The organism is Prochlorococcus sp. MIT 1300 (assembly GCF_034092375.1).
Lineage (GTDB): Bacteria > Cyanobacteriota > Cyanobacteriia > PCC-6307 > Cyanobiaceae > MIT-1300.
The window spans coordinates 1,696,297-1,720,465 of the sequence record NZ_CP139302.1 but is presented as its reverse complement, the minus strand read 5'-3'; the positions used below and the strand labels follow the sequence as shown (position 1 = coordinate 1,720,465).

The window sequence follows — 24,169 nt, the reverse complement described above, 5'->3', positions numbered from 1 at the left end:
TAATACAGGTTTAAACCCACACTCGCAATGCCCGAGACGGGTGTCTTTTTGTTTTCCACCATGGTCACAGCAGCTCCACCAGAACTGCTAAACCTTGCCTTAAATGCCGGGGCAATTGCCCCAGAAGGCGCAGTATTACTAGCATTGCTGGGGACACTCATAGTGGACCTAGCAGGCGAAAAAGCTGCTGCAAAGTGGGCTCCTCCAATTTGTTATTTGGGATTAATTGCTTCATTAGTGCTACTCGCACTGCAATGGAATGGCCCCCTAGAGGACGCGTTTCTAGGTGCATTTCTAGCTGACAACTTAGCCATTGCATTTAGAGCAGTAGTAGCCCTTTCTACGCTCATATCCCTACTGATCAGCTGGCGCTACGCAGAAGAAAGTGGAAGCCCAGTTGGTGAATATGCAGCCATTCTGCTTGCAGCTACCTTGGGAGCGATGCTCCTCTGCGGCTCAACCGATCTCGTAAGCGTTTTTGTTTCTTTAGAAACGTTATCCGTAGCAAGCTATCTACTTGCTGGATATCTAAAAACCGATGCTAGAAGTTCTGAAGCGGCTCTGAAATATCTCCTTGTAGGTTCTGCGGCGGCGGCTGTATTTCTTTATGGAGCATCGTTGCTTTATGGCATAAGCGGAACTACGAATTTACAAAGCATTGGACTAGCTCTTGCAACAACACCAACACCTTTAGCAGCAGTTGGACTCGTATTCATCCTTGCAACTGTTGCTTTCAAAATTGCAGCAGTACCATTTCACCAATGGACTCCAGATGTTTACGAAGGTTCACCAACTCCAGTTGTTGCATTCCTTTCGGTTGGTTCAAAAGCGGCAGGCTTTGCTCTTGCTCTAAGGCTTCTAGTTGGATGTTTTAGTGCTTTTGATAGTCAATGGAAACTACTTTTTACGGTGTTAGCAGTCTTAAGTATGACGTTAGGGAATGTAGTAGCCCTAGCCCAAACATCCATGAAGAGAATGTTGGCATATAGCTCTATTGGCCAAGCAGGGTTTGTCATGATTGGTCTTGTATGTGGAACCGAAGACGGGTTCGCATCAATGGTGTTATATATGGTCGCCTATCTATTTATGAATCTAGGTGCATTTGCATGCATCATCCTTTTCTCAATACGTACAGGTAGTGACAGGATTTCTGACTTTGCAGGTTTATATCAAAAGGATCCATTGATAACTCTCGGATTAAGCCTTTGCTTACTCTCTCTAGGGGGTATCCCTCCAATGATAGGTTTTTTTGGAAAGATTTACTTATTCTTTGCAGGTTGGGCCGATCACCAGTATCTATTAGTAATTGTTGGATTAGTAACCTCAGTTATATCAATTTATTACTACATTTCTGTCATAAAGATGATGGTGGTAAAGGAGCCACAAGAAGCCTCAGATGTTGTTAAAAAATATCCATCTATTCAATGGCAGAAACTAGGCATGCCTCCTTTGAGAGTTGCACTAATTACCTGTGTAATAGTTACAGCTGTAGGCGGAATACTTTCCAACCCATTATTCCAATGGGCAAATAACACCGTTTCAGGAACCCCACTTCTTCAAGAAGCAATTTCTTTAAGCACCCAAGTAAAAGAAATTGTTTAATACACAAACCACATACAAGCCTGTAGCAAGCCTTACTAATGTAAGTAAGTTTTATGGGGATGGTTCATTACAAATAAAAGCCCTAGATCAACTCAACTTGGTAGTTAACAAAGGTGATTATCTTGCAGTTATGGGAGCCAGCGGCTCCGGCAAAAGTACTGCAATGAATATTCTTGGCTGTCTTGATCGTCCTTCTAAGGGTAGCTACTTGCTTAATAATGTTGCTGTTGAAGATCTTTCTGATGACCAACTAGCGGACCTTCGCAATCAGGAGCTGGGCTTTGTATTTCAACAATTCCATTTACTACCTGAGGCAACTGCATTGGAGAATGTAATGCTTCCCATGATTTATGCAGGCATCCCCAACAAAGAGCGCAAAACCAGGGCTGAAGAAGCATTAACTAGAGTGGGTTTAAGTGAAAGAATTAATAACCGGCCGAACCAGCTATCTGGAGGCCAGCAACAAAGGGTTGCCATTGCAAGAGCAATTATCAACACACCAGCTTTATTGTTAGCAGATGAACCAACAGGGGCCTTAGACTCGAGCACAACAGAAGGTGTACTAAATCTGTTTGACGAGCTTCATAGTCAAGGAATAACGCTTGTACTGGTTACTCATGAGGATGAAGTTGCCTCAAGAGCCAAGCGAACTGTTCACTTTAAGGATGGAAAAATTATGCACTTATCACAAGAGAATTAATTCCATCTACTCCAATTAACCTCCTTACCATTTCTTTGAATTCGTAAACTCCCGTCAAAATTTAATCCTTCAATATCCCAACACTTGCCAGACTTTGGATCAACAACAAATTTAGCCCAAAGTCTTCTATGAGTTTCAGAACACACCCAACCTGGCGTACTCGCAAGTTCTATTGCATGATCAAGGGCTATAAGTGACTCCGAAGCCCAATAGTCAATATGGCAATAAGTAGTTTTAATTAATTCACCTAAACTTATTCCTTCTTTAGGGACTTGATTGCATACATTTAGACCAAGTCCTATTCGAGCAAATCGTATTTTAGTTCCACGACTTATGAGCCTTGGCAAAAATCCTGCCAACTTTTTATTTCCAACCATCAAGTCATTTGGCCACTTTATTTTAACATTTATACCTTTTCTTTCCAGCCTTTCACATAAGGCAACCGCCACTGCAAAGCCAAGTAATCCACTTGAATTATCAAGGTCAGGCCAAGGCATAGCAGCACTCAACCAAACCCCTCCAAAAGGTGATTGCCAAGCCCTACCTAACTGACCTCGACCATGGTTCTGACGAGCAGCAAATATAGCTATTCGCTGTTGCTCTTTAAAAGCAGATTGTTCTTCATTTAACCAATTTGATAATGACACTTCTGTACTCGCACAGACTGGGTACCACCGAAGTCGCCAATAATTTTTAGCCAAAGGATTATTTCGCAAAGATTTCGCCACAGAAGCAGCTCCTTTCCATGTATTAACTTTGCTCATGCCACCAAAGCTTCATACGACTTATCGCTGCCTCTAGCTCATCAACAGGGCGAACCAAAGCAAGCCGAAGCCATTCTTTCCCTCCAGGTCCAAATCCAGAGCCTGGTGTCAAAGCTACACCAGTGTTTTGAAGAACTTCAAAAGCCAATGTCTCATCATCTATTCCCTTTTGCTTAGCCCAAAGAGGGAGAGGCATCCAGAGATACAGCGACATTGTTGGTGTAGGTACATCCCAGCCAAGAGTTTGCAAAGCTCCGAGAGTCTTATCTCTCCTCTTTCTATAAATAGCTCGAACGTAGTTAGGCCAATCCTCAGCCTCTGAAATTGCAGATACTGCTCCAGCTTGAAGTGCAACTGATTGATTGAAATCAATTGCGCCCTTTAAGTCTCTCAGCGCACTAATCAACGGCTCGCCCCCTATAGCAAAAGCAATGCGCAGCCCCCCCATGCACCAAGCCTTTGAAAAAGAAAAAAATTCTATCCCCAATTCTCGCCAGCCTTCAGTTCGCAATAAAGCAGGAGCCTCGCCTTCTAAGGCAAGATCTACATAAGGATTGTCATGAGCAACAATTACATCATTCCTAACACCTATTGCCATAGCTTCGTCCAACCAACTTTGCTTTCCAACTTGAGCTATAGGGTTATGAGGAAAACCAAAAACCATAATGCTCAACTGTTCCAATTGAGCATTACTTAAAGTGTGAAAGCTGGGCCTCCAATTATCTTCTGCTCGAAGAGAAAGTCTCTGAATAAACGCATCAGCTAAAAGCAAACCTGCCCTATGAGAAGGATATGAGGGGTCCAGGATTAACCCTCGGTCTCCTGGATTTAAAACTGACATAGGGAAATGTGCCGTCCCCTCCTGAGAACCAACTAACAGCAAAACCTCCCGATCAGGATCAACTCTTACGTCGAAACGCTTTTTAGCCCAACAGGCAACTGCTTCTCTAAAAGGTCTAGTGCCAGAGTGCAAGCAATAGGCGAAACTGGCAGAATCGAACATTGCATTTTGAATACATTGAACCACCTTCTTAGGAGGTTCAAGATCCGAAGACCCTAATGACAAATCAAGCAAAGGTAATGCTCCAGATTTTTCACTAAAAGATCTATAAGCATTCTTTCGTCGATCATTACGAGCAAAAACTCCAGTTCCCAACAAAGAAAGGCGATTAGATCTAATCATCTAAAGATTCTCAAGAAATTAAATTACTAGAACGACTTTTCTAAATAAAGAACATCAATCCAATTCTTAAAGACTATCGATTGACCTTTTTAACTCTTCTAAATCAGCATCAACTTCCTCAACTTTAACTTGCTCAACAACTTCTTGATTATTTGAGATTTTAGATTCACTAGCTGAAGAAGGCAAAGCCACCGCCTCAGATCCTGCTTTCAGACTCTTTCTTAAAGCAGCCAATTCATCATCAACATCATCCTTTCCTCCTTCTAAGGCTGCAAACTGACTCTCCAAATCAGCACCAGCAAGTTCTGCAGCTGCCTGACTTGTCGCCTCCAAGGCTTGCACTTTATCCTCCATCCGTTCAAAAGCAGCCATAGCAGAATTAGTGCCCAAACCACCTACAGCACTCTGGAGTTGTTGCTGGGCTTGAGCTGCTTGAGCCCTAGCCTTAAGCATGTCCTTTTTCGTTTTCGCCTCAGCAATCTTCCCTTCAAGTGCAACAAGGCTCCTTTTCAGCGTTTCAACTTGACCATCTTGTCCATCAAGTTGTTTTTTCAGAGAAATAGCAGTTTCTTGAAAACTCTTTCTTCGAGTCAAAGCTTCTCTCGCCAAATCTTCCTGACTCTTCTTCAAAGCTAGCTCTGCTCTTTCATACCAAACCGCAACTTGAGTTTCTGCCTGCGAAGCTTGATTAGCAAGTCTCTTTTGACTAGCGATGGCCATAGCCACCGCTTGCCTCAATTTGACTAAATCAGATTGCATATCAGCAACCGACTGGTCAAGGATCTTTACAGGATCCTCAGCCTTACTTACAAGATCGTTGAGGTTGGCGCGCAATAAGCGACTAAGCCGGTCAAAAAAGCCCATTGAGGCATTGAATCAGACCCTATTGAGAGTAGCGACTTTGCTCCAATCCTCCAATTAATATGATGAGATGGCTTTAGCATCGGAAAATCTACATAACCCCTATAGAGAAGGAGATTCCTTTGAGTCAGAGTCAGGCCTTCCAATCTCAAAGGTGTCAGATTGCCTAACTTCTCTGAGGCTTGAATGGAAAAAGAAAAAGAGTATTGGCGGAATTTTGCATGAATGGGCAGACATAGCTGGATCACAATTAGCTGAGCATTGCCAACCAATAAGCTTTAAAAACCGAATTCTTGTCATCGGAGCCAATCACCCTCAATGGCGACAAGCACTTCAATACAACAAACCACAATTGATTGCAGCGATTAAGGCTGCAGGCCACCCAATCAAAGACTTAAGAATTCAGCAATACTACCCAAACAAAATAAAGCCTTCTGAAAGTGAACTAAATATTTGGGCTCGCCACCCAAGCAGGATAGATATCCATGGTATGTCTGATTGCAATTCCTGCGGGAGTCCTGCTCCAACAGGAGAAATGGCTCTTTGGGGCAAATGTGGATTGTGCAGGAGAAAAGACTTTGCTCCAAACATTAGCGAATAAAAATATTAATATTTTTTAGAATCTTTCCGGCCTTGGATTATCCCAATTAGGCACGATATTTTGTTTTTTAAGCCTATTTGCCTGATTTTCTAAATCCTTTAAATTAATTCTTCCAACGAAATATATCCCACGCTTTCCTAAAAGGTCAAAGCTTATACGAGCCCAATGATTTCTCTTTATAGTCTGCTGGTCAATAACCACAATAGCTGTTTTTAATCCTTTAAAGCCCTTAGGGTAACCTTCTTCAAACCCTTGACGGGTTTCGTTTCTAAGTCGATCTTCAAGATTAACTAAGGCTTCCTTTGTACGACCTTCCTGAATGATAATTTGTCTGGAATAAAAATGAAGTGATGGCTTCATTGCACCAACCATTAAAACAGGCTCACTTTTTGTTTTAAAATTAATAATCAACTCGGAGACCTGTCTTAAAGGCAACTGTCTAAGGTCATCGCCAAGTCTCCATAAAGGCAAGAAAGAAAACAACTGAAAGAAGATTAATGGAACCTGCACAGCCAGTAACAATAAAGGCCTAAAAAATAAGACGTATACAAACCCAATTAATCCAGCAATCGCAAAGAAAAATGCTGCTCTATTTATAAGTCCACTTACATATAAATCATTTACCAAAGTAGGCATCTCAGGATCATGAATATTCCAAATCCAAATTTGGGACCCCCACAAAACCAAAGCCACAAAAAATAGAATTAAAATCATCAACAAAGAAGCGGTAGGCTTCAGAAAATCTTTTCTAATAGAATAACTAGCAGAAGGTCCTATTAAAAAAGCTGCAGCTGGCGTTGCGGGGAGCCAATAGCTTGGTAATTTTGTGGCAGCCAATGTGAAAAACAGAAGAATTGTTAATAGCCAACAAGTCGCAAATAATGGCATTGAATTTTTGGGGCTAGGAGCATAGCCCACAAAAAAATTACTCATCAAGTCCTCAAATGACCTAATCAATCCAAGAATTAAAAAGGGCGTGAATGGCAAAGAGGCAACAATTAACATGAGAAAGAAAAACCACCAAGGCTGAGAATGACTATTAACTACAGATGCAAATCGCTGAAAGTTATGGTAACCAAAAAAGCTATCCCAAAAAGGTTTGCCTTCAAAAATCAGCTCTAGCAGATACCAAGGCAAACTTATTAAGCAAGTGATGAATATACCCAACCTTGGCTTAATACACCTCCAAAAAGAGGCAGAGTCACCATGTAGCAATGAAAAAGCAATTAAAGATATAGCTGCAAGAGCTATTGCAACAGGTCCTTTAGTAAGAACTGCTAATCCTAAGAAAAACCATCCTAACCACCATTGATTAGTGCTTGGATTTACATAACATCTCCAATGAAAAATCATACTCAGCCCAAATGTGCAACACAAAAGTGCATCACTTACTGCGATCCGAGTCCATACCAAGACAATTGGAGATAACGCAAATGCGAGAGCTGTCCCTATAGCTGTTCTGCGGGGATACGGGTCATGGTTCTGTGGCCATCGCATCAAGGTGTCTGCCATAACCAGCATCATCAGAACGGATGACAGAGCTGAAGGCAAACGCGCAGCCCAAGTCCCTAATGGATCCCAAAAAGAATGACCAGGCAATGAATAAAACAAAGCCATTAACCAATAAAGCAAAGGAGGTTTGTCATAACGAGGCAAACCATTCACTCTTGGAGTAAGCCAATCCCCCGTATCCCGCATAGCTCTGCCTGCGGCAGCGAAAAGAGGCGGCGTTTCATCTACCAATCCAGTAGAGCCAAGGTCCCAAACACATATGGCAGCTCCGACAGCCAAAATCAGCAAAAGGCCATTGCGATGCTGACGATGTGACAAGCAACTATCTAGTCCCGAATCGCGCATAAAACCCTTCAGGGACTTGAAGCGAGGTCCCCATCATCATTATCAATTCCTAATTGAATCCAATCAACAATCCTTTTTGCGAATCCCTCTTGAGAAGCAACCCTTTTTGCCCATTCCCGACAATTCCTCCGATCCAGTTCTCTTACACGGGTTGTTGCACAAGTAAGAGCTTCAATGTCATCCGGCGGAACTAACCAACCAGTAACTCCTGACTCAATTAATTCTCCTGGCCCGCCTCTGTTATAGGCAACAACAGGCACCCCGCAGGCCATGGCTTCAGCAACAACATTTCCATACGCTTCATTCCACTTGGGCGTGTTCAACATTGCACGACAAGTTCCAAGTTGTTTTTGCAACTCTGAAGTTGGCACGAAACCTCGCCATTCAATTGTCCCTGGGGGAAAGGATGACTCAACAAAATCTGCATAGTCAGAGTCCTCTATTAATCCCCATACCAATAAATGATCATTAAGTGATGCAGCAACTGCAGCTGCATCCTCTAATCCTTTTTCAGGAGCAACCCTCCCAACCCAACCAAGAGGGCCATTGTTATTTTTTTGAAAATTATAGTTTTCAAGCTTAAAACCATTTCCTATCACAATAGGCTCTTTAAATAGTTCAAAGTCAGAGGCCTGTATATGAGTATGAAAAGCAAATCTGTTGTGGTTATCCTTAGCCACTTCTTGAATCAAAGATTTCATCACCGAAGAGACAGCTCCCATACTTATCAAGTGAAACAAGTTAGATTCCACTCTGGGAGTAAGCCAAATCGGCAACCAATCGTAACTCATATTTATAACTGCATCTGCTGAATTTCCCACTAATAAAGCTTCTTCCCAAAGCCTTGGCAAAACTGCCTGATAAGGGATTATTACTGGAGACTCACTGTCACAATGTTGCCAGCTTGGCTGGTCTATTCCGGGCACACAATGAAGATCAACGCTAGAGCATTTTGGGGGCAAAACTGAACCATTAGGCGCAACTAGAGTCAATTGATGTCCTAGATTTACAAGGCCCTGAATTAACGAACAAAGAGTTAATTCAACACCTCCTCCACGACCACTTCCCAAATAACCTATTGGAGTACTTACTACGACCAATTTCATTGCTCCTTGCATTTTAAAGCCAGTTCATTTTTTAATCAGTTTTGGTTCAAATTCATGAGGTTCCCAAATACGACGGCGTTGACTGACCAATAAAACTGAGAAAAGGACAAAAACAACTCCTATCCACTGCAAAGGCAATAGTCTTTCATCAAGCCATAATCCTCCAGTAGCCAAAGCAAACACAGGAGTAAGAAAAGCCAGCGTAGTAAAACCAGTTAACTCTTCATTATTTGCAAACCAAAAGAACAAACCATATGCAACTGCACTCCCTAAAAAGCTTGCATATGCCATTGATATCCAATCGAAGCCAGACCACTGAGGGATCAAAGGCCAACTTTGATCAACAAAATGCCAAGCGAGTAAAGGCCCCCCCCCTATCAACATATGCCATCCAGTGACTGCTATTGGATCACTTTTTTGGCAAGCATAACGGCTAAGAACAGTCCCAAAAGCCATTGAGATGGCAGCAAGAAGCATCCATCCCTCTCCACTGTCCCAAAAACTGCCAACCGAGACCTCTTTGCCCATTAGCCACCAATGACTAAGTAAATCTGGTGGAGAACCTAGAAAAACTATCCCTACCAAACCAAGCATTAAGCCAACCCAACCAATCGGGTTTATAGCTTCACCAAACAGGCTTCTTGCAAGGAGTGCCACCATTAGAGGTTGAGAATCAATAAGAACAGAACCCAAACCGGCACCGGTTTCTGAAAGCCCTTTAGCTAAACACGTTTGAAAAATAGTTGCATCAACAAGTGTAAAAAGAGAAAACCATCCCAAATCAATAGGGGCAATTTTCCAACTCCTCCCAGTCAAACCAACTGCTATCAAAAGGGTTGCGCCGGCTGGAATTAGTCGCAAAAATGCCACCAACACCGGTCCACCTGAATGAACAAGAGGAGCCATTGCCGTCATAGCGGTGCCCCATAAAGCGAATGGCAACACCATTAGGAACCAGTGCCGAATTGAAGACATGAGGTCAGCAAGCAGGCTCCTTTTTAAGATTCAATCATGTTTGGGAACTTGAAATGATCTGGCCTTGGCCTCGTAAGTCTCGCAAGAGAATGGCGCGCATATGCATTGAAGGTCCAATCAGTGGGTCTACAAGGAAGTCAGTGTTGAAATCTCTCCGGGAAGTTGATGAAAGAGAGTTTCCTGCGCTTTTGCTTCGAATTGACAGTCCTGGTGGCACTGTTGGTGACAGTCAGGAAATTCATTCGGCAATAGTGAGGCTAAAAGAAAAGGGCTGCCATGTTGTGGCCAGCTTTGGAAACATCTCAGCTTCAGGTGGCGTTTACATAGGCGTGGCCGCAGAAAAAATTGTTGCAAATCCAGGAACCATTACAGGCTCAATTGGAGTAATCCTCCGTGGGAACAACCTCTCAAAATTATTGGAAAAAGTAGGGGTTCGTTTTGAAACAATCAAAAGTGGCGTATTCAAAGACATTCTTTCTCCTGACCGTGCACTAACAAATGAAGAGCGGCAATTGCTGCAATCATTAATTGATAGCAGTTACAACCAGTTCGTAAATGCTGTCGCTGAAGGTCGCGACTTGAGCACAGAGCAAGTAAAGGAATTTGCTGATGGCAGGGTTTTCAGTGGCGCACAGGGGCAAGAGTTTGGATTAATTGATGAACTAGGGGATGAAGAGTATGCAAAGCAGCTTGCAGCCAAAATTGCAGGCCTAGAGGAAGAAAATATTCGTCCGGTTGAACTTGGAGGCAAGAAAAAAAAGCTGCTTAATTTTTTACCAGGCGGCAAGCTTGTCTCAACAATCTTTGATCTATTGAGCATTGAACTCACTGCTTCAGGAACCCCTTTATGGTTATTCCGTCCTTGATCATGGAGGCACAACAAACCACTCTTCAACTGAGAGCTCTTAGGGGGGCCACTACTTGCAAAGAAAACTCATTCAAGGAAATTGAAAGCTCTGTAACTGAACTAGTAAATGAGTTGGTTCAAAGGAACCTTCTAAAGCCTGAACAAATTGTTTCAATAACCTTTTCAGCGACATCAGACCTCACTGCATGTTTCCCAGCTGCAATAGCCCGTCGACAAAAAGGATGGGATAACGTGGCCTTACTTGATTGCCAACAAATGGCGGTCAAAGGTGATCTTCCACGTTGTATTCGCATACTTGCGCATGTGTGGATTCCCTCTAAGCAAGACCCTCAACATCCCTACCTTGAAGAAGCCAGCGTTCTGCGTCCAGATAGATCAAAAAACAACTGACAAATCCATGGCCGGCCTAATAGGGATCGATTAAAGAAACTAACAACCGAGAATCAATCTGTTCTAAGTGCTAACGACTACGTCCTCAACACCCACTCCCCCCATCAAATGCTGAAACACTTTCCAAAACTCTGCTCTAACAAAATCGCAGCATTGGGTCTCGTAACAGGGGTTGCATGCACTGGCTTAATAATTGATATAACCAAACCAAACCAAGTCAAAGCAATACCATCTTTGTTGGAGTTCAGATGGGATCAAAACAAAGACTATCGCAAGCTTTACTACTGGCAGAGTTCTAGGCGCCAAAGGGACCGTGCAACCTATTACTTAATTCTTAAGCCACAAGATCGTAGAACCGCAATTCTTAAGCTAAGCATTACTGTCCCTGATTATTTTGACGCGAAAATAACACCAAAAAAGCTAAAGCTATGTGAAGTACAACTTGGAGGCATGACCTCTCGCACTAAATGCATAAAAAATATTTCGGCAACGTTTGAGGTAAACAAAACGCAAACAGCAATAGATGTCTTCCCTAAAAAACCAATTCCATCTAATGGAAGCTATGCAGTCGTCATGAAGATCTTTAACCCTACGGATTCTGGGATGTTCCAATTCAATGCCTTAGCACAGGCCCCAGGCGATGTCCCCATGGCGGGCTATCTAGGTAGCTGGAGTATCGATATCGATTAACTGATAAATTACATAATCAAAGATGAGCAGACTGCTACCTAAAGTCCAATGACAAAGAGAACCCTAGGGGGAACCAGTAGAAAGCGTAAGCGTGTCTCAGGTTTCCGTGTACGCATGCGAACTCATACTGGACGTAGAGTTATACGTACCAGACGCAAGCGTGGAAGGAGCCGATTAGCCGTCTAATTTTCAAAGCCCTTTAACTCAAAAAGCCAAGAAACAAACTCCTAATCCAGGGCTCTTTCGATGGTCTTGCCATCCTCAATGCGAATTAAAGGGCATAGGTGTTTTGGGCACCTTCATAGAACTGGGGTCAAGTTCCATAGCCACTCAATGCTTCTGAGGGTTGCTAAAGCCAGACCCAAAATAATGAAAGGAACTTACAGAGATTCGGAATCTAAGACTTGCAGATGCGCTGTAGTAATAAGCGCGAAGGTAAGCAAAAAAGCAGTCATTCGAAACCGCCTTAGGAGGTTGATACATAATCACCTAAGGCTCAGGCTAGAAAGCACTCCTCAAAAAATCTCCTCTTGGGCTCTCCTAACGATAAAGCCCAGTAATATGCCCAAAAACATCGCACCTTTGCTAGAAGAATGCGACAAATTACTTCGTGACGCTGGCCTAATTTCATGACAACGATTGCAGAAAAAGTCTTTTATGAAGGAGGTCCAGCCAAAGGGGACCTCTATTTAAATCTCCTTGCTGGACTCACTCTTATAGGCCTCCCATTCACCTTTGGAGCCTTAGTCAGGGCATTGTGGCTTCGATTCCGAATCACCAATAGAAGGGTTTCTGTTACAGGTGGCTGGCTAGGCAGAAACCAAACACAAGTTGTTTATAGCAAGATCAAAGAAGTACGGTCTGTACCAAGAGGACTCGGGTCATGGGGTGACATGGTGCTAATTCTGAAAGATGGTGCAAAAATTGAAATGAGGTCTGTTCCTAACTTCAGGGAAACCGAGAAGTTTATTCTCGAACAAACCGAAAACAAGCGTTCCGTGCCTTCCAGCAAGGATGTTCAAGGCTTTGCTGCCTAGGAAAGCAAATTTTTCACCACAGATGATCTGTTGGTGATGCAAACTGGCATGAACTACCAAACCTCTTGAGAGAATCATCGTGATCGGATACATCTCCGACAACCTATTGATACCAATCCTAGACTTCTTCTATGGATTAGTTCCTAGCTATGGTCTTGCCATTGTTGCCCTCACCATAGTCATCCGCTTAGCCCTATTCCCTTTAAGCGCTGGCTCAATCAGAAGTGCTCGCCGAATGCGCATTGCACAACCTGTAATGCAAAAACGTCAAGCAGAGATAAAAACCAGATATGCAAACAATCCTCAAAAACAGCAAGAGGAGCTAGGCAACCTCATGAAGGAGTTCGGCAGTCCACTTGCAGGATGCCTCCCCCTCCTGGTGCAAATGCCAATATTGTTTGCCCTTTTTGCGACTCTAAGAGGATCACCTTTTGCTGACGTTCCATACCTCGTAAACCTAAAGATCCTTCCCTCAGAGCAAATTGCAGCTATTGAACCAAAACCCTTTACCAGTCCTAGGCACTCCATTTTCGTTACAGAGACAGATCACTTCCCTGTAGTTGCAACACTACCTGGCGGCACAAAACTAGGTACTGGAGACAAGGTAAAAATCAACTTACAAACTCTTTCTGGGGAAAAATTCGGAAATCTTCTAAACAGATTTGAAGACGGCTCCAAATTTGCAGCCCAATGGAAAGTTACTAAGGGAGAAGGGATTGTAAACGTTACTTCTGATGGCACCGTTCAAGCAATATCTCCAGGGGACGCAACTGTTGAAGGGAAAATTCCGGGGATAGCAGCAAGAAGTGGATTCCTATTCATTAAAGCTCTTGGCCAGGTTGGCTTCTACGTTGACGGTGCAATTAACTGGGATATCGCGATACTTGTTGGGGGGTTTGGATTAACTCTTTTGATATCCCAAACCCTTTCAGGACAAGGGATGCCCGCCAACCCACAACAGTCAACTGCTAACAAAATTACCCCAATAATGATTACTGGGATGTTTCTTTTCTTCCCACTACCTGCAGGGGTTCTGCTTTATATGGTGATAGCAAATATATTCCAAGCCCTTCAGACGTTTTTACTCAGCCGTGAAGAACTTCCAGAGAACCTTCAAAAGATCCTGAATGATCAACTAAACCAACAAGGCAAAGACCCTTTACCAGTAACGACACTAGGCACCTCTGAGAGACTTCCATTTGAACCAAAAAGTGGAAAATGATAAAGAGCTAAAACCAATTTCTATTAAGGAGTTGGAATCTTTTAACACTCCAAAGGTTTGGGAAGTTGAATGTTTTTTACATAGTTTCAACTCCCTATGGCCTATCACGGGATGGGTTAGTGTGGAACACCTATCTGAATCAATAATAGTTAAGTCTGAACTTCAAACATTAATTGAACTTTGTTGTGATAGATGCTCACAACAATTTGAACATAAACTATTTTGCAACACAGAAGAGTTGATACGCATATCAACTAAAAACAATAAAAAATCTCATTACACACAGATGGAAAGTTCTCATGAACTTGCCGAACTGAATGAATCGCTAGATAGTTCATCAAACTTCGATCCCGAAAGATGGATCTTTGAACATGTAAATTTAGAATTACCTATCTCAAAACATTGTGGCGAAAAATGTCCTATGCATTCCCATATTGAATTCACTCCAAAGACAACAATTACCAATAAAACTCAGCCCCAAAAAACCAATGTCAAAGACTCAGCAGATCCACGCCTTGCAATATTAAAAAAACTACAGAAAAATTATTTACCATGAAAGTCTGGGAAGACCATCTAGACCTTTTAGTCAGAGCAAGGACTCCTCTAATCTGGATTCGCAGTAGTGAAGAAGAAAGAGTTGAGGTCTTATTAAAAAGAGCTGCTGAAAGGCTTCAGCCTAGACGACTAGCAAGTTGGGACTACATTGAAGGATTACAAGGAATTTTAAATTCTGAAGGCACAGGATCTCGCCAACCTATGGCGGTACTTGAATGGTTAAAAAACCTAGAAGCGACAAACCCAACGATCTTACTTGTAAAAGATTTTCACCGTTTTTGTGAAGATCCTGGGATTTCCAGAATGCTTAGGAACTTATCGATACATCTACGTAAACTTCCTCATACTGTGGTGCTCTGTTCAGGGCACTGGAATCCTCCTGTAGACCTTGAAGAAGCACTGACCATTCTTGACCTGCCTCTACCTCAAGAGCCAGAAATAAGAACTCTTCTTTCAAATATTGCCCTACAAACTGACTCCTCTATCGAAAAAGATGTTTTAGAGGAGTTAACTCATGCCTGCAGTGGTCTGAGTGAAATACGAGTTAGACAAGTAGCAGCTCGTGCATTAGCACAAAGAGGCCAAATAGGCCTGGAAGACCTTGCTGAAGTGCTTGAAGAAAAAAGACAAACTGTTGCACGAAGTGAAGTACTCGAATACTGCGTAACCAATGCAACTCCTGCTGATATAGGAGGCCTAGATGCTCTTAAAAACTGGCTAGACCAAAGGCATCAGGCATTCTCAAATGAAGCAAGAATCTTTGGCCTACCACTGCCAAGAGGCGTTTTATTAGTCGGACCCCAAGGGACAGGGAAATCTCTTACGGCCAAGGCAATTGCCCACAGCTGGTCAATGCCATTACTTCGACTCGATGTAGGCCGTCTTTTTGCTGGGCTTGTGGGGGCGAGTGAGGCCAGGACACGCGAGACCATCCAACGTGCAGAAGCAATGGCGCCATGCGTACTTTGGATCGACGAGATAGACAAAGGTTTTGGAGGCGATGCCCGAAGTGATGGAGGGACTAGTCAACGAGTCCTCGCCAATGTCCTTACTTGGATGGCTGAAAAGACCTCTGCAGTCTTTGTAGTTGCAACTGCTAATGGAGTGGAAAGACTCCCTGCTGAGTTGTTGCGCAAAGGTCGATTTGACGAGATTTTCATGCTTGACCTTCCTCGCAAAGAAGAAAGGTTCAGCATTTTGACTCTGCATATAGACCAAAGGCGACCAGGCCTAAACATTCCACTTGATGCTGTAGTTGATCGCACCGAAGGTTTCTCTGGTGCAGAACTAGAACAAGCTGTTATAGAAGCGATGCACTTTGCCTTCGCAGAAAGGCGTGAACTTGAAGAAAGTGACCTTATTCTTGCTGCTTCACAGTTAATTCCTCTGTCAAGAACAGCTAAAGAGCAACTAGATTCACTCAAACAATGGGCTGCAGGTGGTCGAGCAAGGCCAGCCTCTGTGATGTTGAGCAAACTAACTAATCCAAACTAAAAAACACAAACCCAAAAACCAAACCTTTTATGGCTAATCACAAGCCAGGCCTAGGCAAATAGAGTTGCTGCAAAGTCAAAAGGTGGCTAACAATTACTAGATTCGAGAACAGCTAATTGAGAATCTTGCCACCACCAACTAGGCTGCCGGCGCTGAATTCAAAACACTCGTGCTTGACCAGCGCCTAGTGCGTGACAATCCCAATCTGATTTCCGAACAGCTTGGAAGAAGAGGAATCAAGGTAGACCTAGGTCCCCTTCAGTCAATCGCCAATAAACAAAAAAACCTCGAAGAAAAGAGAAGCAGTCTTCAAGCTGATGGGAACCGTGTTGGCAAAGAAGTTGGCCAACTAATTCAAAATGGAGCGGAACCAACCTCCAAAGCGGTGAGTGATCTCCGCCAAAAAGGGAACAAAATCAAACAAGAAGTTGCCTTAATAGAAGAAGAAGAGAAGAAAGTCTCTTCGATACTTCGTGATGAGCTTCTTACCTTTCCCAATTTGCCATTGCCAGAATGCCCAGATGGGAAAGATGAGCGTGACAATATTGAAATCAAGAAATGGGGAGACCCTCGAATTGAAGAAAACCTATATCAGCATTGGGACATAGCCGAAAAGCTCGGTCTATTAGACACTGAAAGATCAGTACGAATTGCCCAAAGCCGTTTTGTAACACTGATTGATCAAGGGGCTCGCCTCGAAAGAGCACTAATCAATTTCATGCTCGATCTACATAGTTCTAATGGATATAAAGAAGTACTCCCTCCTGTATTAGTCAATACAAAAAGTCTTACAGGTTCTGGCCAACTCCCAAAATTTGCAGAGGAAAGCTTTAAATGTGCTGAAGATGACCTATGGCTAACACCTACAGCAGAGGTACCTGTTACTTCTCTCCATAGGGATGAAATTATCCCCATCAATAAGCTGCCATTGAAATATGTCGCATACTCTCCTTGCTTTAGAAGAGAAGCAGGAAGCTATGGCAGAGATACCAGAGGGCTTATAAGACTTCATCAATTCAACAAGGTTGAGCTCTATTGGTTTGTTACAGCTGAAAATTCCCAGGAAGCTCACAAACAAATCACAGCTGATGCAGAATCAGTTCTTCAGGCACTAGAACTTCCTTACAGAGTTTTAGAACTATGCACAGGAGATTTAGGCTTTGCAGCGTCTAGGACTTTTGACCTCGAAGTATGGCTACCTGGAGCCAAGGCTTATAGAGAGATTTCCAGTTGCAGTATCTGTGGTGATTTTCAAGCAAGACGTTCTTCAATACGCACAAAACAAGGCAAAAGCACCCAGCTAGTTCATACCCTCAATGGCAGTGGACTTGCAGTAGGCCGCACAATGGCTGCACTCCTAGAGAATGGTCAGCAACCCGACGGGACTGTTCTCTTACCAAGTGCACTAATTCCATACTTTGGATCAAATGCAATTCATCCGATATGAACCCATTCACTAATCACCAATGAACGTTCTGTCATCACTAGCAGTTTTAGGATTACTAATCCTGATCCATGAAGCAGGCCATTTTCTAGCGGCTACTTTCCAAGGGATCAAAGTGAAAGGGTTTTCTATTGGGTTTGGCCCAGCATTAATAAAAAAAGAATTAAAAGGAATTACTTTCGCAATAAGGGCACTCCCACTTGGCGGATACGTATCTTTCCCGGAAGAATCTAGCGACAATTTAATTTCTTTAGATGACCCTGACCTTCTTCAAAACCGTCCAATTCCGCAAAGAGCCCTTGTTATTTCTGCTGGGGTACTTGCAAATCTTCTACTTGCTTGGGTAGTCCTCTTTGGGCAAGCAACCTTTATGGGATTGCCCAACCAACCCGACCCTGGGGTATTGGTCGTATCAGTTCAAAGCGATCAAGCAGCAGCAGCGGCAGGTCTAGCAGCTGGAGACAGGATCTTGAGCGTGGAAGGGAAAGAACTTGGCAGGGGTTCTGACGCTGTTCAAATGCTTGTAAAAGAAATCAAAGAATCTCCGGGAATCACTCTTGAGCTCCAGCGCAGCAGAGGGAGCGAGGAAAGTCGTCTCAGAATTACCCCTACCAAAAACCAAGGGAAAGGGAAAATAGGGGCCCAATTACAACCGAACGTAACCGGCACAATGAGAGCGGCCAATGGTATCGGAGAAATCATCAGCCACTCTGACACTCAGTTCTTAGATTTACTTTTTAGGACTGTTCAAGGATATAAAGGCCTTTTAACTGACTTCAATTCAACAGCCCAACAACTTAGTGGACCAGTCAAAATCGTAGAAATTGGTGCCCAGCTTTCTGAACAAGGCAGTTCTGGCTTGGTGCTTTTTGCAGCTTTGATTTCAATTAATTTGGCTGTATTAAATGCACTCCCTCTGCCTCTTCTTGATGGTGGACAGTTAGTTCTCCTTATAGCTGAAGCTATCAGAGGTAAGCCAGTTCCTGAAAACCTTCAAATGGCATTTACTCAATCGGGTTTTCTTCTTCTTGTAGGCCTAAGCGTTGTGCTAATCATTCGCGACACCAGTCAACTCTCAATGGTTCAACAGCTTATGGGTCATTAAAAATCACCTTGCGCATACGAAAAACTGCCCATAAACAGAATATTAGTTTCATACAGGTGAAGCGTTAGTATTCCCTACGGGTTATCTAAGTTTAAAATCGGCGCATGGCCAAGAAGTCAATGATCGCTCGCGATGTGAAGCGAAAGAAGCTTGTCGAGCGCTACGCACAAAAGCGCAGTGCTCTCATGAATGCTTTTAATTCAGCGAGAGACCCTATGGAAAGATTGGAAATTCATCGAAAAATTCAGGCGCTACCAAGGAACAGTGCTCCCAGCCGAGTTAGAAATCGTTGCTGGGCCACAGGTAAGCCAAGAGGGGTTTATAGAGATTTTGGCCTCTGCCGTAACCAACTGCGCGAAAGAGCTCACAAAGGGGAATTGCCTGGTGTGGTCAAGTCAAGCTGGTAAAGGAATCATTCAAAGCCAGCACTAGCAAACATCTTTAAGGTCAAGAAAGAAAACCTAAAGAAAACTGCAAAGTCTTGGATCAGTGACCCAATGGGTATGAAATGAAAGATTCTTCACCATTGCACCTATCAAGTGCAAGAATGTTCGAAGACAATAAAGACATAAAAGCACGTGCAAGGGCAGACAGAGACGATCTCCTTTGATGGACGAGAGATAAGACTGACCACTGGGCGATATGCGCCACAAGCAGGAGGTTCAGTCATGGTGGAATGCGGAGATACCGCAGTCCTCGTGACGGCAACTCAATCAGGAGGGCGAGAGGGTATCGACTTCCTTCCTCTCATCTGTGATTACGAAGAGCGTTTATATGCCGCTGGTCGTATTCCCGGCAGCTTCATGCGTAGGGAAGGACGTCCACCTGAGCGAGGGACTCTTACAGCAAGGCTAATTGATAGGCCTATGCGCCCTCTCTTCCCTAGTTGGATGAGAGACGACATACAAATAGTCGCTACATGCCTTTCACTTGACGAGCGTGTTCCAGCAGATGTACTCGCCGTAACTGGCGCATCTATGGCAACCCTCTTAGCTGGCATACCTTTCCAAGGCCCTATGGCAGCCGTTCGAGTCGGCTTACTAGGAGATGATTTCGTCCTAAACCCCAGCTACCGAGAAATTGAGAGAGGTGATCTAGACCTAGTGGTTGCGGGGACTCCCGACGGTGTAGTCATGGTTGAAGCTGGTGCAAACCAACTTTCTGAACAAGACGTGATTGAAGCAATTGACTTTGGCTATGAAGCTGTTTGCGAACTTATAAAAGCTCAACAGGCGATCCTTAAGTCCTCAGGTGTCGAACAATTAAAGCCAGAAGAGCCTAATGAAGAAGAAACTCTCCCAAATTACTTAGAGAAAAATTGCAGTAAATCCATCGGAGAAGTCTTAAAACAATTTGAACAAACAAAAGCCGAGCGGGATGAAAAATTAGATGCAATTAAAAACGAAATAACAGAAACAATTGAATCTTTGAAAGAAGATCATGCTGTGAGGAAGGCAATTGCTAAAAACTCAAAGCTCCTCGCGAATAGTTTTAAAGCTTTGACTAAAAAGTTAATGCGTGAACAAATACTCAAAGAGGGTAAAAGAGTAGACGGACGACAACTTGATGAAGTTAGAAAAATCGATGCTGCAGCTGGGGTCTTGCCTCGACGAGTACATGGCTCCGGCCTTTTTCAACGTGGTCTTACCCAAGTTCTATCAACAGCCACTTTGGGCACCCCAAGTGATGCGCAAGAAATGGATGATTTAAACCCCAATACGGAAAAGACTTATCTACATCATTACAATTTCCCTCCATTTTCAGTAGGGGAAACTCGTCCAATGAGATCTCCTGGGCGCCGAGAGATAGGTCATGGAGCTCTAGCGGAGAGGGCAATTATTCCTGTGCTTCCAGCAAAAGACACTTTCCCATATGTCTTAAGAGTTGTCAGTGAAGTTCTCAGTTCAAATGGCTCAACCTCAATGGGATCCGTATGTGGTAGCACCCTTGCACTTATGGATGCAGGTGTACCTCTTAAAGCCCCAGTAAGCGGAGCCGCAATGGGCTTAATAAAAGAAGGAGATGAAGTTAAAATCCTCACTGATATTCAAGGTATTGAAGACTTCCTTGGAGACATGGATTTCAAGGTCGCTGGAACGGAGAAAGGTATCACTGCACTACAAATGGATATGAAGATCACAGGTCTTTCTGTAGAAATAATTGCTGATTCAATTAATCAAGCCCGCCCTGCTCGACTCCATATTCTTGAAAAAATGCTTGAGGCAATAGATACTCCTCGCGAGACACTCTCCCCTCACGCTCCAAGGCTTCTAAGTTTCAGAATCGATCCGGAGCTTATTGGAACAGTAATTGGTCCAGGTGGCAGAACCATCAAAGGCATTACAGAACGAACCAATACAAAGATAGATATTGAGGATGGAGGAATTGTTACTATCGCCTCTCATGATGGGGCGGCAGCAGAGGAAGCTCAAAGGATCATCGAAGGTCTCACTCGAAAAGTTAATGAAGGAGAGGTATTTACTGGATCAATAACCCGAATTATTCCAATAGGAGCTTTTGTCGAAATTCTCCCAGGGAAAGAAGGAATGATTCATATCTCCCAACTTTCTGAAGCCCGTGTAGAAAAAGTTGAAGACGTTGTAAAGGTTGGGGATGAAGTAACCGTTCGTGTTAGAGAGATCGACAACCGTGGTCGTATCAATTTGACTTTAAGAGGGGTTCCACAACATGGTGAAGACTCACACCCAGAGCCAACTCCAACTCCAGTAGCACCTTTGAATTAGGTTTAAATTGATTAAACTGAAAAATCAGGATCTATAAGTTGAATCTCTCTTAGAATTAATTGACATATTTCAGTGTGATTTAATCCATGGCTTGCTAATAAGCAGCCAGATTGTCGAACATCCCCTGTGTTGTATTCCAAAGGTGCTAAATCAACATGTGTAAAAGCCCCTCCGGCGGCCCTTAAGAGTGCTTCAGGAGCAGCCATATCCCAATCTTTTGGGGCACTCTTTCCAGAAAGAGATAAATATAAATCCGCCTCACCTCTTAAAATAGTAGCGATCTTACAGCCAACACTTCCAATTGATTTAGTACCACCCAAGTCAAGCTTCTCAATCAATTTTTCCAGGCGAAAATCACGATGATTCCGACTAGAAACAATAATCAAATCTCTTAACTTTCGCCTTTGACTAAACATCACAGAACTGCGATTACCTGTTATGTCCTCACACCATGCACCAACTCCAACAACTCCTAACCATAATTCCTCTAGCTCTGGGAGCAAAACTACTCCTAATAGAGGTTGATTGTTATGCACCAGTCCTAGATGAACCGCATATTGCCCCGTCCCTTGTAAAAAGTCCCTGGTTCCATCTAAAGGGTCCAAAATCCAGAGCCATTCAGCTGCAATAGGTTCCCCCTCTTTTAGTTGCTCTTTTGCAGTTTCCTCACTCAGTAGAGTCCAATTTGCGTGGGGAAAGTTTTCTTGCAAGCCATCTATTAACCATTTATTTACTGCAAGATCTGCTGCAGAAACAGGTCCTTCCCCCCCATTTTGAATATCAAGCGCTTCAGGAAAGCCATATGGTGGCTTCTGCCCTCTGGCGTAAGCCCTTAAGATCGCTGAAGCCCCCCAACTCAGAAACCTAAGTTTGGTCAATAAAACTTCTAGATCTACGCCCTTCGGGAAACAAGGTTCTATCGACATCATTAAAAGCTGGAAATGCAATCATTGTGAATCAAAGACCTGAACCAGCGGAAGGAGTGCTTTACGTAGTAGGCACTCCAATAGGGAACCTTGGGGATTTGTCGCCAAGAGCCAAATCAATCCTTGCCAAGGTTTCGGCTGTAGCTTGTGAAGATACGCGCCGAAGCGGACGACTATTAAATCAGCTCGGCCGTCAAGGCCCTTTTTTCAGCTTCCATCAACACAATACACAAAGCCAAATCCCTAAAATCCTTCAACTTCTTCGTGAAGGTAAAAGTCTTGCTTTAATCAGCGACGCTGGGTTGCCAGGCATAAGTGATCCTGGAGAAACTTTGGTTGCCTCAGCGCGTATGGAAGGTCATGACGTGATCTGCATCCCTGGACCTTGTGCAGCAACAACTGCACTTGTAAGCAGCGGAATCCCATCATCAAGATTCTGTTTTGAAGGTTTTCTACCAACTAAAAACAGTGAAAGGCGAAGGAGATTAGGCGTCTTAGCAAAAGAAGAGCGAACCACAATTATCTATGAAGCACCACATAGGCTGCTGAAATTGTTAGAAGAACTTATTGAGTTTTGTGGTGAAGAAAGACCATTACAAGTTTCAAGAGAGCTAACCAAAAAATATGAGCATCATATAGGTCCAAATATTGCAGCTGCACTTGAACATTTCACAACAAATAAACCAATAGGGGAATGTACTTTAGTGCTAGGTGGTCACACTCCTACAATTCCTCAGGAAGAATCAGATGAAGATTTAAAAAGCCAACTTGAGCTATTAATCAAAAAAGGGGTAAGCTCAACTGAAGCAGCAAAAATTATTGCCGAGAAATCTAGAAAATCAAAAAGATACCTTTATGACCTTATTCACCGCAAGGCTTAAAGGGATGCTAACAGGTATGATTAAACCCAAAATCTAAACACATCAGAATTTAGTACCCATGATAAGACTAAGGCTACTAACTAAGACTTTAACAAGCAGCATCTTATTAGTAATTATTTTATGTCTTGGAGCACAAAACAACCAAAAGCCAAGAGACTTCCTTGTCCTGAATCTAGGCATTGATAAAAGTGTTTCTCTACCGTCAGGATATTGGTTGGGAGGATCTATAGTTCTAGGGTTAATTAGTGGTGGATTTGCTGCAGCTTTATTGATGCCAATTGAAAAAGACTAAATAAAAACATAATTAAATAGCTTATTCGTCAAGAGAAATAATCGACCCATCCAAAACTAAACGGGTAATACCCTTTGAAAGAAGATAAGGAGTTGACAAACCGAATACTGAACTATCAGGTACTTTTATAACTCTCTGACTCCGCCCACACTGTCTTTTGGCTGAGCGCGGATTTGCATAAAGCAAAATAGCTTTTAAATCCTGATCATCCTCAGACAAATAACCCAACTCAGGCAATTCCTTCAAAGGCTTCACAAAAAGCTCAACGGTTTTATCGACGAGCATATAAACACTTTCTGGTAATAATCCTGGGGAGAGAGGCTCACAAAGTGCCTTTGGATGATCATCAAAGTCAATTCCATCCACAAGAGGTATTAGTTCTGGCAAGGCCTCAAAGCTTTGTTTGTCTTGTGAATAATTTTCTAATTCATCATCCGATGTTGTGACTTCACCAGTGTTAACCCCAAAATCCTCAGCATCATCAAGATCCAAGGGGCCACTTTTAAGGGCATTACTTAAATCGAGATCATCTTCCTTAGCAGAAGATCGTAAAAACTGATTGTTATCAATCTCTTGATTTTCAATATCAATTGAATTCACTCCCGAAGCAATATCAGAGCCCACCAGAATTGAATCACTAGAACCTCTGAGCGCATTAACTAACTGACCTCTAGACCTTGCTGCTTTTAGCGATTTATATTCTTCAGCAGGCAAAAGGGACTTAACGTGCCTTATTACGGTGTTTGGACTACATCGGTATAAGGAAGCCAGACTTGTTGTCGTCTCTCCAGCCCGAAAGCAAGCAACAAGATCTTTCTTCTGTCTTTCAGTGAGCCTGCTACCGGCCATCTGATTCATATGCGCAGGACCCA

26 protein-coding genes are annotated in these 24,169 nt (G+C 43.2%); 18 read left to right on the top strand and 8 right to left on the bottom strand.

The features are described 5' to 3' along the window. Window positions 1-27: 27 nt before the first annotated feature. Window positions 28-1,602, top strand: a complete 1,575-nt coding sequence (locus SOI83_RS08955) for an NAD(P)H-quinone oxidoreductase subunit N (protein WP_320676347.1) — start codon at window positions 28-30, stop codon at window positions 1,600-1,602. Then, on the top strand, window positions 1,595-2,302 hold the full coding sequence (locus SOI83_RS08950) for an ABC transporter ATP-binding protein (protein WP_320676346.1): 708 nt from the start codon (window positions 1,595-1,597) through the stop codon (window positions 2,300-2,302). Before SOI83_RS08955 ends, SOI83_RS08950 begins: the two co-directional genes overlap by 8 nt. Here SOI83_RS08950 and SOI83_RS08945 read toward each other — a convergent pair. The 3 genes from SOI83_RS08945 to SOI83_RS08935 form a co-directional block, all read right to left on the bottom strand. Then, window positions 2,299-3,066 (bottom strand): biotin--[acetyl-CoA-carboxylase] ligase, encoded by a 768-nt coding sequence (locus tag SOI83_RS08945; RefSeq protein ID WP_320676345.1) that lies wholly within the window; start codon window positions 3,064-3,066, stop codon window positions 2,299-2,301. The genes SOI83_RS08950 and SOI83_RS08945 overlap by 4 nt on opposite strands. Next, window positions 3,053-4,249: an aminotransferase class I/II-fold pyridoxal phosphate-dependent enzyme gene (locus tag SOI83_RS08940; RefSeq protein WP_320676344.1), complete on the bottom strand. Its 1,197-nt coding sequence runs from the start codon at window positions 4,247-4,249 to the stop codon at window positions 3,053-3,055. Before SOI83_RS08940 ends, SOI83_RS08945 begins: the two co-directional genes overlap by 14 nt. Window positions 4,250-4,315: 66 nt before the next feature. Next, a complete protein-coding gene (locus tag SOI83_RS08935; protein ID WP_320676343.1) occupies window positions 4,316-5,113 on the bottom strand; it encodes a PspA/IM30 family protein in 798 nt (265 codons plus the stop codon). Between the two features lie 67 nt (window positions 5,114-5,180). Between SOI83_RS08935 and SOI83_RS08930 the strand changes: the two genes are divergently transcribed. Next, entirely contained in the window at window positions 5,181-5,711 is a 531-nt protein-coding gene (locus SOI83_RS08930) for a DUF721 domain-containing protein (protein ID WP_320676342.1), read from the top strand. A gap of 15 nt (window positions 5,712-5,726) precedes the next feature. Here the strand turns inward: SOI83_RS08930 and SOI83_RS08925 are convergent, their stop codons facing one another. The 3 genes from SOI83_RS08925 to SOI83_RS08915 are packed head-to-tail and all read right to left on the bottom strand — an operon-like array spanning window position 5,727 to window position 9,649. Further along, entirely contained in the window at window positions 5,727-7,568 is a 1,842-nt protein-coding gene (locus tag SOI83_RS08925; RefSeq protein WP_320676341.1) for a glycosyltransferase family 39 protein, read from the bottom strand. Window positions 7,569-7,576: 8 nt separating this feature from the next. Beyond that, entirely contained in the window at window positions 7,577-8,674 is a 1,098-nt protein-coding gene (locus tag SOI83_RS08920; protein WP_320676339.1) for a glycosyltransferase family 4 protein, read from the bottom strand. Between the two features lie 24 nt (window positions 8,675-8,698). After that, window positions 8,699-9,649 carry a DMT family transporter gene (locus SOI83_RS08915; RefSeq protein WP_320676338.1) on the bottom strand — a complete coding sequence of 317 codons (951 nt, stop codon included), beginning with the start codon at window positions 9,647-9,649 and terminating at the stop codon, window positions 8,699-8,701. A 53-nt stretch (window positions 9,650-9,702) separates the two neighbouring features. Here SOI83_RS08915 and sppA point away from each other — a divergent pair, with 53 nt between their 5' ends. The 13 genes from sppA to SOI83_RS08850 all read left to right on the top strand — a co-directional run bounded on the left by sppA (window position 9,703) and on the right by SOI83_RS08850 (window position 21,198). Beyond that, a complete protein-coding gene (gene sppA, locus SOI83_RS08910) occupies window positions 9,703-10,515 on the top strand; it encodes a signal peptide peptidase SppA (RefSeq protein ID WP_320676337.1) in 813 nt (270 codons plus the stop codon). After that, the gene (gene aroH, locus SOI83_RS08905; protein ID WP_320676336.1) at window positions 10,497-10,907 is read left to right on the top strand and encodes a chorismate mutase; all 411 of its coding nucleotides are present in this window, start codon (window positions 10,497-10,499) and stop codon (window positions 10,905-10,907) included. Before sppA ends, aroH begins: the two co-directional genes overlap by 19 nt. A gap of 108 nt (window positions 10,908-11,015) precedes the next feature. After that, the gene (locus SOI83_RS08900; protein ID WP_320676335.1) at window positions 11,016-11,597 is read left to right on the top strand and encodes a DUF2808 domain-containing protein; all 582 of its coding nucleotides are present in this window, start codon (window positions 11,016-11,018) and stop codon (window positions 11,595-11,597) included. A gap of 48 nt (window positions 11,598-11,645) precedes the next feature. Continuing rightward, window positions 11,646-11,783, top strand: a complete 138-nt coding sequence (gene rpmH, locus SOI83_RS08895) for a 50S ribosomal protein L34 (RefSeq protein WP_115018477.1) — start codon at window positions 11,646-11,648, stop codon at window positions 11,781-11,783. A 60-nt stretch (window positions 11,784-11,843) separates the two neighbouring features. Further along, complete coding sequence (locus SOI83_RS08890) at window positions 11,844-12,230, top strand: ribonuclease P protein component (protein WP_320676332.1); 387 nt, start codon at window positions 11,844-11,846, stop codon at window positions 12,228-12,230. Continuing rightward, entirely contained in the window at window positions 12,227-12,634 is a 408-nt protein-coding gene (locus SOI83_RS08885; RefSeq protein WP_320676331.1) for a PH domain-containing protein, read from the top strand. The genes SOI83_RS08890 and SOI83_RS08885 overlap by 4 nt, the downstream gene beginning before the upstream one ends. 79 nt (window positions 12,635-12,713) lie before the next feature. Next, complete coding sequence (yidC, locus tag SOI83_RS08880) at window positions 12,714-13,856, top strand: membrane protein insertase YidC (protein ID WP_320676330.1); 1,143 nt, start codon at window positions 12,714-12,716, stop codon at window positions 13,854-13,856. Continuing rightward, entirely contained in the window at window positions 13,846-14,412 is a 567-nt protein-coding gene (locus SOI83_RS08875; RefSeq protein WP_320676329.1) for a DUF177 domain-containing protein, read from the top strand. The genes yidC and SOI83_RS08875 overlap by 11 nt, the downstream gene beginning before the upstream one ends. Next, the gene (locus tag SOI83_RS08870; protein WP_320676328.1) at window positions 14,409-15,905 is read left to right on the top strand and encodes an AAA family ATPase; all 1,497 of its coding nucleotides are present in this window, start codon (window positions 14,409-14,411) and stop codon (window positions 15,903-15,905) included. Before SOI83_RS08875 ends, SOI83_RS08870 begins: the two co-directional genes overlap by 4 nt. Before the next feature lie 169 nt (window positions 15,906-16,074). Beyond that, window positions 16,075-17,352: a serine--tRNA ligase gene (serS, locus tag SOI83_RS08865; RefSeq protein ID WP_320676326.1), complete on the top strand. Its 1,278-nt coding sequence runs from the start codon at window positions 16,075-16,077 to the stop codon at window positions 17,350-17,352. A gap of 19 nt (window positions 17,353-17,371) precedes the next feature. Beyond that, the gene (gene rseP, locus SOI83_RS08860; RefSeq protein WP_320676324.1) at window positions 17,372-18,454 is read left to right on the top strand and encodes an RIP metalloprotease RseP; all 1,083 of its coding nucleotides are present in this window, start codon (window positions 17,372-17,374) and stop codon (window positions 18,452-18,454) included. 104 nt (window positions 18,455-18,558) lie between these two features. Next, window positions 18,559-18,861, top strand: a complete 303-nt coding sequence (rpsN, locus tag SOI83_RS08855) for a 30S ribosomal protein S14 (protein WP_320676322.1) — start codon at window positions 18,559-18,561, stop codon at window positions 18,859-18,861. 171 nt (window positions 18,862-19,032) lie between these two features. Continuing rightward, window positions 19,033-21,198: a polyribonucleotide nucleotidyltransferase gene (locus SOI83_RS08850; protein WP_320676321.1), complete on the top strand. Its 2,166-nt coding sequence runs from the start codon at window positions 19,033-19,035 to the stop codon at window positions 21,196-21,198. A gap of 11 nt (window positions 21,199-21,209) precedes the next feature. Here SOI83_RS08850 and SOI83_RS08845 read toward each other — a convergent pair whose 3' ends face one another. Beyond that, window positions 21,210-22,127 (bottom strand): 3'(2'),5'-bisphosphate nucleotidase CysQ family protein, encoded by a 918-nt coding sequence (locus SOI83_RS08845; protein ID WP_414153450.1) that lies wholly within the window; start codon window positions 22,125-22,127, stop codon window positions 21,210-21,212. A 23-nt stretch (window positions 22,128-22,150) separates the two neighbouring features. Between SOI83_RS08845 and rsmI the strand changes: the two genes are divergently transcribed. Beyond that, on the top strand, window positions 22,151-23,005 hold the full coding sequence (rsmI, locus tag SOI83_RS08840) for a 16S rRNA (cytidine(1402)-2'-O)-methyltransferase (RefSeq protein WP_320676320.1): 855 nt from the start codon (window positions 22,151-22,153) through the stop codon (window positions 23,003-23,005). 58 nt (window positions 23,006-23,063) lie between these two features. Then, window positions 23,064-23,297 carry a hypothetical protein gene (locus SOI83_RS08835; RefSeq protein WP_320676319.1) on the top strand — a complete coding sequence of 78 codons (234 nt, stop codon included), beginning with the start codon at window positions 23,064-23,066 and terminating at the stop codon, window positions 23,295-23,297. 21 nt (window positions 23,298-23,318) lie between these two features. On the opposite strand, the gene SOI83_RS08830 is transcribed toward SOI83_RS08835, so the two are convergent. Further along, the gene (locus tag SOI83_RS08830) at window positions 23,319-24,155 is read right to left on the bottom strand and encodes a helix-turn-helix domain-containing protein (RefSeq protein WP_320676317.1); all 837 of its coding nucleotides are present in this window, start codon (window positions 24,153-24,155) and stop codon (window positions 23,319-23,321) included. Window positions 24,156-24,169 lie beyond the last annotated feature (14 nt).